The 12,426-nt window shown below is 66.6% G+C and carries 13 protein-coding genes and 2 riboswitches; of the genes, 5 read left to right on the top strand and 8 right to left on the bottom strand.

Annotation, left to right across the window (positions count from 1 at the left end; all coding sequences use genetic code 11):
* The 6 genes from K2O50_RS14910 to K2O50_RS14885 form a co-directional block, all read right to left on the bottom strand.
* Positions 1-621: a response regulator transcription factor gene (locus K2O50_RS14910; RefSeq protein ID WP_050705481.1), complete on the bottom strand. Its 621-nt coding sequence runs from the start codon at positions 619-621 to the stop codon at positions 1-3.
* Positions 622-794: 173 nt separating this feature from the next.
* Positions 795-1,037, bottom strand: coding sequence for a DUF1272 domain-containing protein (locus K2O50_RS14905; RefSeq protein ID WP_050705501.1), 243 nt, complete (start codon positions 1,035-1,037; stop codon positions 795-797).
* A 65-nt stretch (positions 1,038-1,102) separates the two neighbouring features.
* Complete coding sequence (cobM, locus tag K2O50_RS14900; RefSeq protein WP_050705482.1) at positions 1,103-1,855, bottom strand: precorrin-4 C(11)-methyltransferase; 753 nt, start codon at positions 1,853-1,855, stop codon at positions 1,103-1,105.
* A gap of 29 nt (positions 1,856-1,884) precedes the next feature.
* Positions 1,885-2,286 (bottom strand): cobalamin biosynthesis protein, encoded by a 402-nt coding sequence (locus tag K2O50_RS14895; RefSeq protein WP_050705483.1) that lies wholly within the window; start codon positions 2,284-2,286, stop codon positions 1,885-1,887.
* Positions 2,286-2,981 (bottom strand): CbtA family protein, encoded by a 696-nt coding sequence (locus K2O50_RS14890; RefSeq protein WP_050705484.1) that lies wholly within the window; start codon positions 2,979-2,981, stop codon positions 2,286-2,288. The genes K2O50_RS14895 and K2O50_RS14890 overlap by 1 nt, the downstream gene beginning before the upstream one ends.
* 10 nt (positions 2,982-2,991) lie before the next feature.
* Positions 2,992-3,177, bottom strand: a complete 186-nt coding sequence (locus tag K2O50_RS14885) for a CbtB domain-containing protein (RefSeq protein ID WP_028690797.1) — start codon at positions 3,175-3,177, stop codon at positions 2,992-2,994.
* A gap of 99 nt (positions 3,178-3,276) precedes the next feature.
* Positions 3,277-3,501, bottom strand: a riboswitch (cobalamin riboswitch).
* Positions 3,502-3,561: 60 nt separating this feature from the next.
* A riboswitch (cobalamin riboswitch) is annotated at positions 3,562-3,762 on the top strand.
* A gap of 99 nt (positions 3,763-3,861) precedes the next feature.
* On the opposite strand from K2O50_RS14885, the gene cobW reads away from it, so the two are divergent.
* Genes cobW through K2O50_RS14865 form a run of 4 tightly spaced genes read left to right on the top strand, consistent with a single transcriptional unit; the run spans position 3,862 to position 10,363 of the window.
* Positions 3,862-4,929: a cobalamin biosynthesis protein CobW gene (gene cobW, locus K2O50_RS14880; RefSeq protein WP_050705485.1), complete on the top strand. Its 1,068-nt coding sequence runs from the start codon at positions 3,862-3,864 to the stop codon at positions 4,927-4,929.
* 3 nt (positions 4,930-4,932) lie between these two features.
* Positions 4,933-8,694, top strand: a complete 3,762-nt coding sequence (cobN, locus tag K2O50_RS14875; protein WP_050705486.1) for a cobaltochelatase subunit CobN — start codon at positions 4,933-4,935, stop codon at positions 8,692-8,694.
* 2 nt (positions 8,695-8,696) lie between these two features.
* Entirely contained in the window at positions 8,697-9,695 is a 999-nt protein-coding gene (locus K2O50_RS14870) for an ATP-binding protein (RefSeq protein WP_050705487.1), read from the top strand.
* Positions 9,696-9,748: 53 nt separating this feature from the next.
* Complete coding sequence (locus K2O50_RS14865; RefSeq protein ID WP_256205986.1) at positions 9,749-10,363, top strand: VWA domain-containing protein; 615 nt, start codon at positions 9,749-9,751, stop codon at positions 10,361-10,363.
* 101 nt (positions 10,364-10,464) lie between these two features.
* Here K2O50_RS14865 and K2O50_RS14860 read toward each other — a convergent pair whose 3' ends face one another.
* Both K2O50_RS14860 and K2O50_RS14855 read right to left on the bottom strand, forming a co-directional pair.
* Entirely contained in the window at positions 10,465-10,731 is a 267-nt protein-coding gene (locus K2O50_RS14860) for a hypothetical protein (protein ID WP_028690802.1), read from the bottom strand.
* 49 nt (positions 10,732-10,780) lie between these two features.
* Positions 10,781-10,939 (bottom strand): hypothetical protein, encoded by a 159-nt coding sequence (locus tag K2O50_RS14855; RefSeq protein WP_156329628.1) that lies wholly within the window; start codon positions 10,937-10,939, stop codon positions 10,781-10,783.
* A gap of 124 nt (positions 10,940-11,063) precedes the next feature.
* Between K2O50_RS14855 and K2O50_RS14850 the strand changes: the two genes are divergently transcribed.
* The gene (locus K2O50_RS14850) at positions 11,064-12,389 is read left to right on the top strand and encodes a sigma-54 dependent transcriptional regulator (RefSeq protein WP_050705488.1); all 1,326 of its coding nucleotides are present in this window, start codon (positions 11,064-11,066) and stop codon (positions 12,387-12,389) included.
* Positions 12,390-12,426 lie beyond the last annotated feature (37 nt).

Here is a 12,426-nt window from a genome sequence, read left to right as displayed (position 1 = left end):
TCAGGCCACGTTGTTGCGTTTGGCCAGGTCGACCATTTCCACCAGCGACTCGACCTTGAGTTTCTCCATGATCCGGCCGCGGTAGGTGCTGATGGTCTTGGCGCTGAGGTTCATCTGCTCGCCGATCAGTTTGTTGCTCTGGCCGGCGCTGAGCCGGCGCAGCACCTCCATTTCCCGGTTGGACAGCAGTGCCAGGCGCTCGGTCTCGCTTTCCAGGGTATTGCTGTTGACCGCCATCTGCGGGAAGGTCGAGTAACCCTTGACCAGTGCCTTGAGGGCGAAGACCAGGGCGTCGAGGTCTTCGTCCTTGTTGACGAAGGCCGAGATGCCGGCGTCCATGCAGCGGCGCACGTAGAGGTCGGCGGGTTGGCCGGTCAGGGCCATGATCCGCGGCGGCGGGTCGATCAGCTTGAGGCGCTTGATCACCTCCATGCCGTCGAGGTCCGGCAGGCCGATATCGAGGATGACCACATCCGCCTTGGTCTGCTCGGCCATGCGGGCAGCTTCCTTGCCTTTACCGGTTTCCCCCACGACGGTGAAGCGTTCGCGTTCGCGTTCGAGCAGCATGCGTACGGCAAGTCGAACAATGTGATGGTCATCGACCAACAGCACGGATGTCATTCAGGTAACTCCTGTCAAAGTGCAGCGCGCTTCCAGCCTACGATTACAGGCGCTGGGCAGCGGACTTGCTGGGCAGCGCGCACCTTACGGATATTCAGGAGCCTTGGTAATAGGCGAGTATAGGTGTGTTGAAATACCTGCACCAACCTGTAGAAAAGTCCTACAAGAAAGGTTCAGGCACAGGGTGCGTGCGGCTTGTGCACGCGCTGTGTCGAGGCGCGATTGTTGTCCAGGACCTTGCCGACACGGGTGGGGCGGGCCACCAGCTGGCCGCCGCAGTTCGGGCAACGGTTGTGGAAGTGCCGGTCGTTGCAGGCGCGGCAGAAGGTACATTCGAACGAACAGATCAGCGCATCCGGGCTTTCGGCGGGCAGGTCGGTGTCGCAGCATTCGCAGTTGGGGCGCAGTTCGAGCATGGGCTTGGTTTCCATCCAGTTGGAAAATCCAGTGTGCTACGCCGCGCCCCTGGTCGGCAATCGTTTCACGAGCCTGGGCGATAGAGGTGGGCGTGACCGGCACGGTACAGGGCCGAGTCGGCGAACGGCGCGTCCCCCAGCACATGGCCGACCAGGATCAGCGCCGTGCGCCGGAAGCCTTTGGCGGCCACGCGCTCGCCGATGTCCGCCAGGGTGCCCTTGACCCAGTCCTGGTCCGGCCAAGTGGCACGATGGACCACCGCGATCGGGCAGTCGAGGCCATAGTGTGGCAGCAGCTCCTCGACGATGCGGGCCAGGTGGCGCACGCCCAGGTGGATGGCCAGGGTGCTGCCGTGGCGGGCCAGGTCGGCCAGTTGCTCACCGGCCGGCATCGGCGAACTGTCGCCAAAGCGGGTGAGAATCACGGTCTGTGCCACGTCGGGCAGGGTCAGCTCGCAACCGAGCAGCGCGGCACTGGCGGCGGTGGCGGTGACGCCGGGGACGATCTGGTAGTCGATGTCCAGTTCGCGCAAGTGGCGGATCTGTTCGCCGATGGCGCCGTACAGGCTGGGGTCGCCGCTGTGCACCCGGGCCACATCCTCGTTTTTGGCATGGGCCTGGCGCATCACCTCGACGATCTGTTCAAGGTGCAGTTCGGCGCTGTTGATCACGGTGTGCGCCTGATGACCTTCCAGTACAGCGGCGGGGACCAGGGAGCCTGCGTAGATGATCACCGGGCACTGGCGGATCAGGCGCTGGCCCTTGACCGTGATCAGCTCCGGATCGCCGGGGCCGGCACCAATGAAATAGACCGTCATGGGGGTTCCTTGCAGAAATTTGCAGCGGATTATCCGCCGATCGCCAGGGCCAGGGTAGCGCCGCCGAGTACCTGCCTGGGCACGTGCAGGCGGCCGTTGTCGCCAGCCAGGGCGAGGGCGGTGCTTTCGGCGACGCCCCAGCAGCCGGTCTGGGCGTACACCGTGGCCGAGCGATGGCTGAGCAGCGGTTCGAAGACCGTCAGATGCGTGGCGTCGAAGCAGATGTAAGGCAGCCCCAGGCGCTCGGCCAATGCCAGCAGGCCGGGCTCGCGGGCCTTGGGCTCGATGCTGGCAATGGCGCGCAGGGCCGAGAGGGGCAGGGCGTGGCGGTTGAGCGTCTGGCGCAGCAGCACCGCCAGCGTCTCGACCGGGCAGCCACGGCGACAGCCAAAGCCGGCGTACAGCGCCGGCTGGGCAGGAAACTCGTGCATCAGGCCTGGCTGGAGCGACGGTACAGCCACGCGCTGAGCAGGCCCAAAGCCAACCAGAACGCGGCGTTGGTCAGCCACGAAGCGATCTTGAACTGGGTCTCGAGGGCTTCCGGCGCCAGGCTTTCATGCACCGCCGGCTGCGGCGCGCCGATCAGGTGCGGGATCACCAGCAGGGCGACGCCAAGGGACTTGAACAACCAGTGCCGGGCGAACACCAGCAACGCCAGGCCAGCGGCGGTGGCCGCTGCGGTGCCGATCCACCAGGTCTGGCGCTGGCCGAGGTCGGCGGCGGCGGTGCCGGGCAGTTCCGGTGGCAGGCCCAGGGTCGGCGCCAGGCAGAACACGGCAAAGCCAGCCAGGCCCCACAGCGCGCCGGTGGCCACGCGGTTCGGTTCGCGCAGGCTATAGAGGGCGACCAGGATCAGGGCGAAACCGACGGCGACCACCAGGTTGCCGCCAGTGGTGGACAGCACGCGCTGCCAGCCGTCTTCCGGCGCCCAGGCCTCGGCGCTGTGTTCATGCTCGTGGGGCGCGACGGCGTCGCCGTGCTCATGGTGTTCGGCGACCGGGGCGGCGGATTCGTAGGTTTCCGCCTGGAGAATCAGTGGGGCGACCCATAAGCTTTGCAGCAAGGTCAGCAGCAGGGCCGCGAGCAGGCCGCTGAAACCCGCGGTACGGGCGATGCGCGTAATCATGCGGGTTTACTCAGTGGCAAGGGAAGGCGGCGCTGTGGCGGGTGTCGTGGGCGGCGTTGTGCACCGCCTCGATGTGCGAGAAACCGGCGAAGTACACCAGGCACAGGCCCAGCAGGCTGGCGCCGACCGCGACGATCAGTCGCTGGCTGAGGCTGACGGGGGTGGCGATACTGTGTTTGGCGCTGGTGATGGGCATGACGCGTTCCTCTGCTGCTTTTGTTGTGGCAACGGGCATGCGCGACGACCCCGGGCACGGCCGGCCCAGGTGATACGACGACGCCCGCCCACCGCGGGGTGTACTGTGAGCACGTCAGGCCGGTCTCCGGGCTGGCGAGGTGGAGCAAGGCTCCTTCGATGGCGTCACCTTCCCATGCCATACGTTTAGCACAGTGGTCTGGACGCTTCTCTCGCTTACCGTTGCGGGGGCAGCACCGGCCTTGTCGGCTCCTTTGAATGGAGGCACGACGCACCGGTTTCCCGTTTCACCCCCGTCGGGGGCACCTGAACGCAATGCGCTAGCAAATCACGGGGCCGGGCCCGCGTCAATCGCCGCAGCGGTTGACCGCCAGGCAGGCACTGCGTAGCCTTGCCGTTTCGAGGTTCTCGGGCGTTGGCCCGGGCTAAGACGGGAACGCGGTACAAGCCGCGGCTGCCCCCGCAACTGTAAGCACTGAAGGGTTCGGCACAGCCACTGCGCAGGCGCGCGGGAAGGCGCCGGCCCGCCGGCCAGCGTGCCGCAGCGGTGCAAGCCAGGAGACCTGCCTCGTGACGTTTTCGACTTTCAACCGGGCGGGGTGATCCGGTGGCGAACGCGCCAGGCCGGCATGGTCGTGGCTGTCGTCCTGCATGCCCGCGCCACTGCTGCCAAGGGCACCGCGACATGAAAACACTGGCCAAGCTTCCCGTCACCATCGTCACCGGCTTCCTCGGCTCGGGCAAGACCACCTTGCTGCGCCATATGCTCGACAACGCCCAGGGCCGCCGCATCGCGGTAATCGTCAACGAATTCGGCGAGCTGGGCATCGACGGCGAGATCCTCAAGCAGTGCAGCATCGGCTGCACCGAGGAGGAGGCCAACGGCCGCGTCTACGAGCTGGCCAACGGTTGCCTGTGCTGCACCGTGCAGGAAGAGTTCTTCCCGGTGATGCGCGAGCTGGTGGCCCGGCGCGGCGATCTCGATCACATTCTTATCGAGACCAGTGGCCTGGCCTTGCCCAAACCGCTGGTACAGGCCTTCCAGTGGCCGGAAATCCGCAATGCCTGCACTGTCGATGCGGTGATCACCGTGGTCGACAGCCCGGCCGTGGCCGCCGGCACCTTCGCCGCCTACCCGGACCAGGTCGACGCCCAGCGCAAGCTCGACCCCAACCTCGACCACGAGTCGCCGCTGCACGAACTGTTCGCCGACCAGCTGGCCAGCGCCGACCTGGTGGTGCTGAACAAGGCCGACCTGATTGATGCCGAGGGCCTGGCCAAGGTCCGCGCCGAGGTGGCCGAGGAGCTGCCGCCGGCGGTCAAGGTGATCGAGGCCAGCAGCGGTCGCTTGCCGCTGGAAGTATTGCTGGGCGTGGGCGCCGAGTCCGAGGCGCATATCGATGGTCGTCGTACCCATCACGACTCGCATCACGACGGCGATGACCATGACGACCATGACCACGACGCCTTCGACTCGATCTCCATTGATCTGCCCGAGGCCGACGAGAGCCTGCTGCTCGACGCCCTGACCCAGCTGGTCACCGAGTTCGGCATCCTGCGTGCCAAGGGCTTCGCCGCCATCCCCGGCAAGCCGATGCGCCTGCTGATCCAGGGCGTGGGCACCCGCTTCGACAAGCATTTCGACCGCGCCTGGCGCAGCGATGAAACACGCATCACCCGCCTGGTGCTGATCGGCCAGGCGCTGGACGCCGCACAGCTGGAAGCGCGCCTGCGCCAGGTTCTGGGCGCCTGATCCATGCACCTGCTGCGGACCCAACCCGGCGGCTTCGTGCCGGACGACAGCATCGCCGACCTCGGCCAGACCCCCGCCGACCTGGTGATCCTCTGCAGCGGTGATTCACACCTGGCGCTGCTCGCCGAAACCGCCGAGCAACTGCCGGCGGACTTCCCCAGCGTGCGCCTGGCCAACCCGATGCAGGTGCAGAACCATGCCTCGGTCGACCTGTATGTCGACCAGGTGCTGCGCCATGCCAAGGTGATCCTGGTATCGCTGCATGGCGGCGTTGGCTACTGGCGCTACGGTGTCGAGCAACTGGTCGAACTGGCGGGGCGTGGGGTCGAGCTGATCCTGGTGCCTGGTGACGACCGTCCCGATCCAGAGCTCACTGACCTCGGCACGGTGCGCGGCGAACAGGCCGAGCGCCTCTGGCACTTCCTGCGCCAGGGCGGCAAGGCCAACGCGGTGAACCTGTTCAACTGCCTGGCCAGCCGGTGGCTGGGGCGCGATTACCCGTGGGATGAGCCGCAGCCCTTGCCGCGCACGGCGGTTTACCATCCGATCAAGGCCACGGCGCGTCTTGAGGACTGGTACGCCGAGTGGCACCCGGAGCATCCGGTGGCGCCGTTGCTGTTCTACCGTTCGCACCTGCAGGCGGCCAACACGGCGTTCATCGATGTGTTCTGCCAGCGCCTGCGGGCCTGCGGGCTGAACCCACTGCCCATCGCAGTGGCCAGCCTGAAGGAGCGCGCCTGCCTGGACCAGGTCGAGGCCTGGCTCGACGAGGTGCAGGCCGAAGTGGTGATCAACACCACCGGTTTCGCCCTGTCCAGCCCCGAACAACCCAACCTGCGTCCGCTGCGCCGTGATGTACCGGTGCTGCAGGCCATCTGCGCGCAGGACAACCAGTCTGGCTGGGAGCAGAGCGAGCAGGGCCTGGGCGCCCGCGACCTGGCGATGCACATCGCCCTGCCGGAACTGGACGGGCGCATCATCACCCGGCCGGTGAGTTTCAAGGACCTGGCCTGGCGCAGCGAGCGCAGCCAGTCCGATGTAGTCTTCTACCGGGCCCATCCCGAGCGCATGGACTTCGTCGCCGAGCTGGCACGGCGCTGGGTGACCCTGGCGCGCCTGGACAACCAGGAAAAGCGCGTGGCCCTGGTGCTGGCCAACTACCCGACCCGCGACGGGCGCATCGGCAATGGCGTCGGCCTGGACACGCCGGGCGCGGCGCTCAATATACTCGAGGCCCTGCAAGCGCAGGGTTATCCGGTGGCCGGCCTGCCCGACAGCGGCACCGAGCTCATTCACCAACTGCTCGGCGGGGTCACCAACGACCTCGATCACCTCGACCAGCGCCCCTGCGCCCAGAGCCTGGCCCTGGCCGACTACCAGCGCGCCTTTGCCGCGTTGCCCGAGGCCAACCAACGCGCGGTGCTGGAGCGCTGGGGGCCGCCCGAGCAGGATCCAATGTTCCGCGGTGGACGCATGATGGTCGCCGGCCTGCGCTACGGCCTGACCTTCGTCGGTATACAGCCGGCGCGGGGCTATCAGGTGGATCACAGCGCGGTGTACCACGACCCGGACCTGGTACCGCCCCATGGCTACCTGGCGTTCCACTTCTGGCTGCGCAACGGCTATGCCGCCGACGCAGTGATCCATGTGGGCAAGCATGGCAACCTGGAATGGCTGCCGGGCAAGGGCGTGGGCCTGTCCGCCGAGTGCTGGCCGGATGCCTTGCTCGGCCCGTTGCCCAACATCTACCCGTTCATCGTCAATGACCCGGGGGAGGGCGCCCAGGCCAAGCGCCGCACCCAGGCGGTGATCATCGACCACCTGATGCCGCCGCTGACCCGTGCCGAGACCTATGGCCCGCTGCGCCACCTGGAGCAACTGGCCGACGAATACTACGAGGCGCAGTTACTTGACCCGCGTCGTGCCCGCGAGCTGCAACGGGACATTCTCGAACTGGTCAAGACCCACCATATCGACCGTGAGTTGCAGCTCGAAGGCCAGATGGAAGATGCGGCGGTGTGGTTGCCGCGGCTGGACACCTACCTGTGCGATCTGAAGGAATCGCAGATCCGCGACGGCCTGCACGTGTTCGGCCAATCGCCGCAGGGACGTTTGCGCAGCGATACGCTGCTGGCGTTGCTGCGGGTGGCACGGGGCGATGGCAAGGGCGGCAACGCCAGCCTGATCCGTGTGCTGGCCAAGGCGTTGGCGCTGGGTTTCGACCCGCTGGACTGTGACCTGGGGCAGGCGTGGGACGGGCCGCGCCCGGACCTGCTGGTGCAACTCGACGCCAGCCTCTGGCGAACCTGTGGCGATACCCGCGAGCGCCTGGAGTTGCTGGCGTTGTCACTGATAGAGCAGACCCTGCTGGGCACTCTCGCGCTATCGGACGGGCTCGAATGGGAGGCGGTGCGCGCGGTGCTGCACACGCTGGTCGAGCAGGTCGCCCCCGACCTCGACGCCTGCGGCGCTGCCGAGATCGATGGCCTGCTGGCGGCCCTGGCCGGTCGTTTCGTCCCGGCCGGGCCCAGTGGCGCGCCCAGCCGCGGCCGGCTGGACGTGCTGCCCACCGGGCGCAACTTCTATACCGTCGATGTGCGCAACCTGCCCACCGCCACGGCCTGGCGCCTGGGGTTCGCCTCGGCCAACCTGATCCTCGAGCGCCACCTGCAGGATCACGGCGACCACCTGCGCCAGCTGGGCCTGTCGGTGTGGGGCACGGCGACCATGCGCACCGGCGGCGACGATATCGCCCAGGCCATGGCGTTGATGGGCGTGCGCCCGGTGTGGGCAACTGGCAGCCAACGGGTCGATGACTTCGAGATCCTGCCGCTGAGCCTGCTCGACCGGCCACGGGTGGACGTGACGCTGCGGGTGTCGGGCTTTTTCCGTGACGCCTTCGGCAACCTGATCCGCCTGTTCGATGCCGCCGTGCAGGCGGTGGCGGCGCTAGACGAGCCGGACGACCTCAACCCCCTGGCCGCGCGGGTGCGCGCCGAGCGCGAAGCGCTGCTCGGGGCCGGCGTCGAGCCCGAGCAGGCGACGCGGCAGGCCGGCTGGCGAGTGTTCGGCGCCAAGCCCGGCGCCTATGGGGCCGGTGTGCAGAACGCCATCGACGGACGCCTGTGGCACAACCGCGACGATCTGGCCGAGGTCTACCTCAACCATGGCGGCTACGCCTATGGCACAGCCGACGAGGGCACGCCGGCCCGCGCCGTGTTCGCCCAGCGCTTGGCGCAGGTGCAGGCGGTGCTGCAGAACCAGGACAACCACGAGCACGACCTGCTCGACTCCAACGATTACTACCAGTTCCAGGGCGGCATGCTGGCAGCCGCCGAAACCCTGGCCGGCACGTCGCGGGCCAGCTACCACGGCGACCACAGCCAGGCCGACCGGCCGCGGGTGCGCACCCTCAAGGAAGAACTCAACCGGGTGATCCGTGCCCGGGCGCTCAACCCCAAGTGGATCGACGGCGCCAAGCGCCATGGCTATAAAGGTGCCTTCGAACTGGCTGCCACGGTCGACAACCTGTTCGCCTTCGATGCCACTACCCACCTGATCGACGACCATCATTACCAGGGCTTGGCCGATGCCTATGTGCTCGACCCGGCCACCCGTGATTTCATGCGCGAGCACAACCCCGAAGCCCTGCGCGACCTTACCGAGCGCCTGCTGGAAGCCCAGCAGCGCGGGTTGTGGCAGGAACCGGGCGACTATCGTGAAAGCCTCGAGCAGCAGTTGCTCGCCGGCGAGGAAGACAGCTGAACATGAGTGAACCCTTACAATTCCCCCTGGCCGCCGTGGTCGGCGCCGACGACCTCAAGCTGGCCCTGTGCCTGACGGCGATCGATCCGAAGATCGGCGGCGTGCTGATCGAAGGGCCGCGGGGCATGGCCAAGAGCACCCTGGCCCGGGGCTTGGCCGACCTGCTGGGCGACGGCCCGTTCGTGACCCTGCCGTTGGGTGCGACCGAGGAGCGCCTGGTCGGCACCCTCGACCTGGATGCCGCCCTGGGCCAGGGCCAGGCGCGGTTTTCGCCGGGCGTCCTGGCCCATGCCGATGGTGGGGTGTTGTACGTCGATGAAGTCAACCTGTTGCCCGACCCCTTGGTGGACCTGCTGCTGGACGTGGCCGCCAGCGGCACCAACCGCATCGAGCGCGATGGCATTTCCCACCGGCACGCCGCTCGTTTCGTGCTGATCGGCACCATGAACCCGGAGGAGGGCGAGCTGCGCCCGCAGTTGCTCGACCGTTTTGGCCTAAACGTGGCCTTGGAGGGTTTGCCGGCGCCGGAGGCGCGTCAGCAGATCATTCGTCGCCGGCTGGCTTTCGACAGCGATCCTCAGGCGTTCTGCGATCAGTGGGCCGAACAGCAGGCGGCGTTGCGCGAGCGCTGCCGCTCGGCCCGTGAGCGCCTGGCATCGATCGCCCTGGACGACCAGGCCCTGGCCTGGATCACCGAGCGCTGCTTCGCCGCCGGGGTGGACGGCTTGCGTGCAGACCTGGTCTGGCTGCGCGCGGCGCGGGCCCATGCCGCCTGGCGGGGTAATTCGGTGATCGAGGAGGCGGATGTGCAGGCGGTTGCCGAGTTTGCCTTGCGCCATCGGCGCCGCACCGAGGCACTGCCACCCCAGGCCACTTCGGCAGGCGGGCAGGCGAGTGCGCAGGAGGCGCCTGGCGGTCAGGGCGATTGGGGAGCATTGCCTGCGCAGCCAGTGGCCACAGGTGCTCGGCGCGAGGTGCCGAACTGGGCAAAAAAGCCCTGAGCATCCGCTCGCGCCATGATCGGGTGGCGGATGCCAGGCCTCGCGTCGGTCATTTGACGGGGACTTCCCGGGGCCGCCCGCGCACCAGCGATAGTGGGCGTATCGCCTGGTTGGCGACCTTGCTCAAAGGGCGGCCACGCCAGCGCCGCGACCTGTGCTGGCAACAGCGCCAGGCCCAGGCGCCGGAACTGTGGCTGGTGATCGTCGATGCGTCGGCGTCGACCCGACGCAACCAGGCGCTGGCCCAGGCCAAGGGACTGCTGGCCGGGTTGTTCGATGAGGCCTATCGGCAACGTGCGCGTCTGGCCTTGCTCACGGCCAGCGGCAACCGGCCGCAGTGGCAGCGCCATGGCCTGAAAGCCTCGGCGGCGTTGCAGCCCTGGTTGCAAGCGCTGGGGGCGGGCGGCGGTACACCGTTGCCGGCGGCGCTGGAAGAGGCGCGTCAGTGGTTATTGGCCCGGGGCAAGCGCTTGCCCTATGAGGTACAGCGCTGCCTGGTGTTGACCGATGGCCGTCTGCAACAGGGCCCGGCGTTACAGCCGCTTCCTTGCGTGACGTTGCTGGTGGATATGGAAACAGCGGCAGTGCGCGTGGGCCGGGCACGCCAACTTGCCGAACAACTGCAGGCCGACTATCGGCATATCGAGCAGTTCGCGGTGATCAAGTAAACATGTAACTGCGACAGGATGTCGCAATTAAAAAGCTTCCCCGACAGTGGGGAAACTTGCACAAGTGCGTGGCAATCACGCACTTGTGGCCCAGTGCTCTTTTACTTCGGCATCGACCAGGGTTGCAGGTCGTAACCCTTGCCGGACAGTTCGGCGCGCACTTCCTCGATCAGGCTGGCCCATTGCGCGGGGTCGGAATAGACGCGCGAGGACACTTGCTTGCTGCCGATACGGGTGCTGGTCCGGTCGATCACTGCCAGGCTCAGCTCACCAGTACCGTTGGGTGCATCCCAGGCTACGCACTGGAAGGGTTCGAAGGCGTGGTCGGCGATCAGCAGTGCTTCGTTGACACGGAGCGGGGCGTTCATGGTTCGGTCTCTCTCATGGTCCCAAACAGCGAAATAAGGTGCCGCGGTGTTACTCCATAAAAGTGTACAGCGCGGGGTTATTCGTACTGATGCTCCAGATCAGGGTTGAAGTCACATGGCCGTTGAAATTTTTTATATCGGCGATGTTTTCCTGACTGCCCATCGCGCCTAAGACGGTAATTGAGTCGGAAAATTCCCAGCGCGGCATGCGGCTTTCTTACCGGGCTGACCAACGGTAGTGGGGAGCGTCAACTTCATTGCTACTGTTAATTCGGGCGTCGCAACTGTCTGTTTACAGTTAAAAAACCATAATCTGGCGCCAAGGAAAGGTCATGCTCGATACCGCATCCCTCCGCCGCTTGCTGATCGTCGACCCCTGCGACGATTGCCACCGCCTTTTGCCGGGACTGCGCAGCGTTGGCTGGGATGTACGAAGTTGCACACTCGAGGCGGCCATGGAGCAGCCCTGCGATGTCGGCCTGGTGCGCCTGCAGGCCTCGCACCTGCTGCATCCCGAGGCGGTCAAGGACCTGATCAAGCGCAGCAATACAGAATGGATCGCCGTGCTCAGCGCCGAAGAGTTGCGCCTGCAGAATGTCGGTGATTTTGTCTGCGAGTGGTTTTTCGACTTCCACACCTTGCCGTTCGACGTCTCGCGGGTGCAGGTCACCCTGGGTCGCGCCTTCGGCATGGCGCGGTTGCGTGGCAAGGGCCCGGTGCGGGTGGACGAGCCCGAACACGAACTGCTGGGCGAGAGCCGGCCGATCCGTGAGCTGCGCAAGTTGCTGGGCAAGCTGGCACCGACCGAGTCGCCGGTGCTGATCCGTGGCGAAAGCGGCACGGGCAAGGAGCTGGTGGCGCGTACACTGCACCGGCAATCGCAACGGCGCGACAAACCCTTCATCGCCATCAACTGCGGTGCCATCCCCGAGCACCTGATCCAGTCCGAGCTGTTCGGCCACGAAAAAGGCGCGTTCACCGGGGCGCACCAGCGCAAGGTGGGGCGTATCGAGGCGGCCAATGGCGGCACCCTGTTCCTCGACGAGATCGGTGACCTGCCGTTGGAGTTGCAGGCCAACCTGCTGCGTTTTCTCCAGGAGAAGCACATCGAGCGGGTAGGGGGTAATCAGCCGATCGCCGTGGACGTCAGGGTTTTGGCGGCGACCCATGTGGACCTGGAGAAGGCCATCGCGCTGGCGCGCTTTCGCGAGGACCTGTACTACCGGCTCAATGTCCTGCAGGTGGTGACCGCGCCGCTACGTGACCGGCATGGCGACCTGTCGATGCTGGCCAGTCATTTCTCCCAGTTCTACAGCGCCGAGACCGGGCGGCGCCCGCGTTCGTTCAGCGACGGCGCCCTGGCGGCCATGGGGCGCCACGATTGGCCGGGCAATGTCCGCGAGCTGGCCAACCGGGTGCGGCGCGGCCTGGTATTGGCCGAGGGCCGCCAGATCGAAGCGCAGGACCTGGGCCTGCAGGAGCTGCAGGAGCAGGACCAGCCATTGGGCACGCTGGAGGACTACAAGCACCGGGCCGAGCGCCAGGCGCTGTGCGATGTGCTGAACCGGCACAGCGACAACCTGAGCATAGCGGCCAAGGTGCTGGGCGTTTCCAGACCGACATTCTATCGTTTGTTGCACAAGCATCAGATTCGCTGACGCCAGGGGCTGCTTTGCAGCCCTCTTCGCGGCACAA

Source organism: Pseudomonas sp. 2hn, from assembly GCF_019646095.1.
In the GTDB taxonomy this organism is placed as follows: domain Bacteria; phylum Pseudomonadota; class Gammaproteobacteria; order Pseudomonadales; family Pseudomonadaceae; genus Aquipseudomonas; species Aquipseudomonas peradeniyensis.
This window is presented reverse-complemented; position numbering and strand designations above follow the sequence as displayed.

Bases quoted from the DNA above. Each gene is read 5' to 3' on its own strand.
- K2O50_RS14910 (WP_050705481.1), bottom strand. From the start codon at position 621: ATGACATCCGTGCTGTTGGTCGATGACCATCACATTGTTCGACTTGCC.
- K2O50_RS14905 (WP_050705501.1), bottom strand. From the start codon at position 1,037: ATGCTCGAACTGCGCCCCAACTGCGAATGCTGCGACACCGACCTGCCC.
- cobM (WP_050705482.1), bottom strand. From the start codon at position 1,855: ATGACGGTCTATTTCATTGGTGCCGGCCCCGGCGATCCGGAGCTGATC.
- K2O50_RS14895 (WP_050705483.1), bottom strand. From the start codon at position 2,286: ATGCACGAGTTTCCTGCCCAGCCGGCGCTGTACGCCGGCTTTGGCTGT.
- K2O50_RS14890 (WP_050705484.1), bottom strand. From the start codon at position 2,981: ATGATTACGCGCATCGCCCGTACCGCGGGTTTCAGCGGCCTGCTCGCG.
- K2O50_RS14885 (WP_028690797.1), bottom strand. From the start codon at position 3,177: ATGCCCATCACCAGCGCCAAACACAGTATCGCCACCCCCGTCAGCCTC.
- cobW (WP_050705485.1), top strand. From the start codon at position 3,862: ATGAAAACACTGGCCAAGCTTCCCGTCACCATCGTCACCGGCTTCCTC.
- cobN (WP_050705486.1), top strand. From the start codon at position 4,933: ATGCACCTGCTGCGGACCCAACCCGGCGGCTTCGTGCCGGACGACAGC.
- K2O50_RS14870 (WP_050705487.1), top strand. From the start codon at position 8,697: ATGAGTGAACCCTTACAATTCCCCCTGGCCGCCGTGGTCGGCGCCGAC.
- K2O50_RS14860 (WP_028690802.1), bottom strand. From the start codon at position 10,731: ATGAACGCCCCGCTCCGTGTCAACGAAGCACTGCTGATCGCCGACCAC.
- K2O50_RS14855 (WP_156329628.1), bottom strand. From the start codon at position 10,939: ATGCCGCGCTGGGAATTTTCCGACTCAATTACCGTCTTAGGCGCGATG.
- K2O50_RS14850 (WP_050705488.1), top strand. From the start codon at position 11,064: ATGCTCGATACCGCATCCCTCCGCCGCTTGCTGATCGTCGACCCCTGC.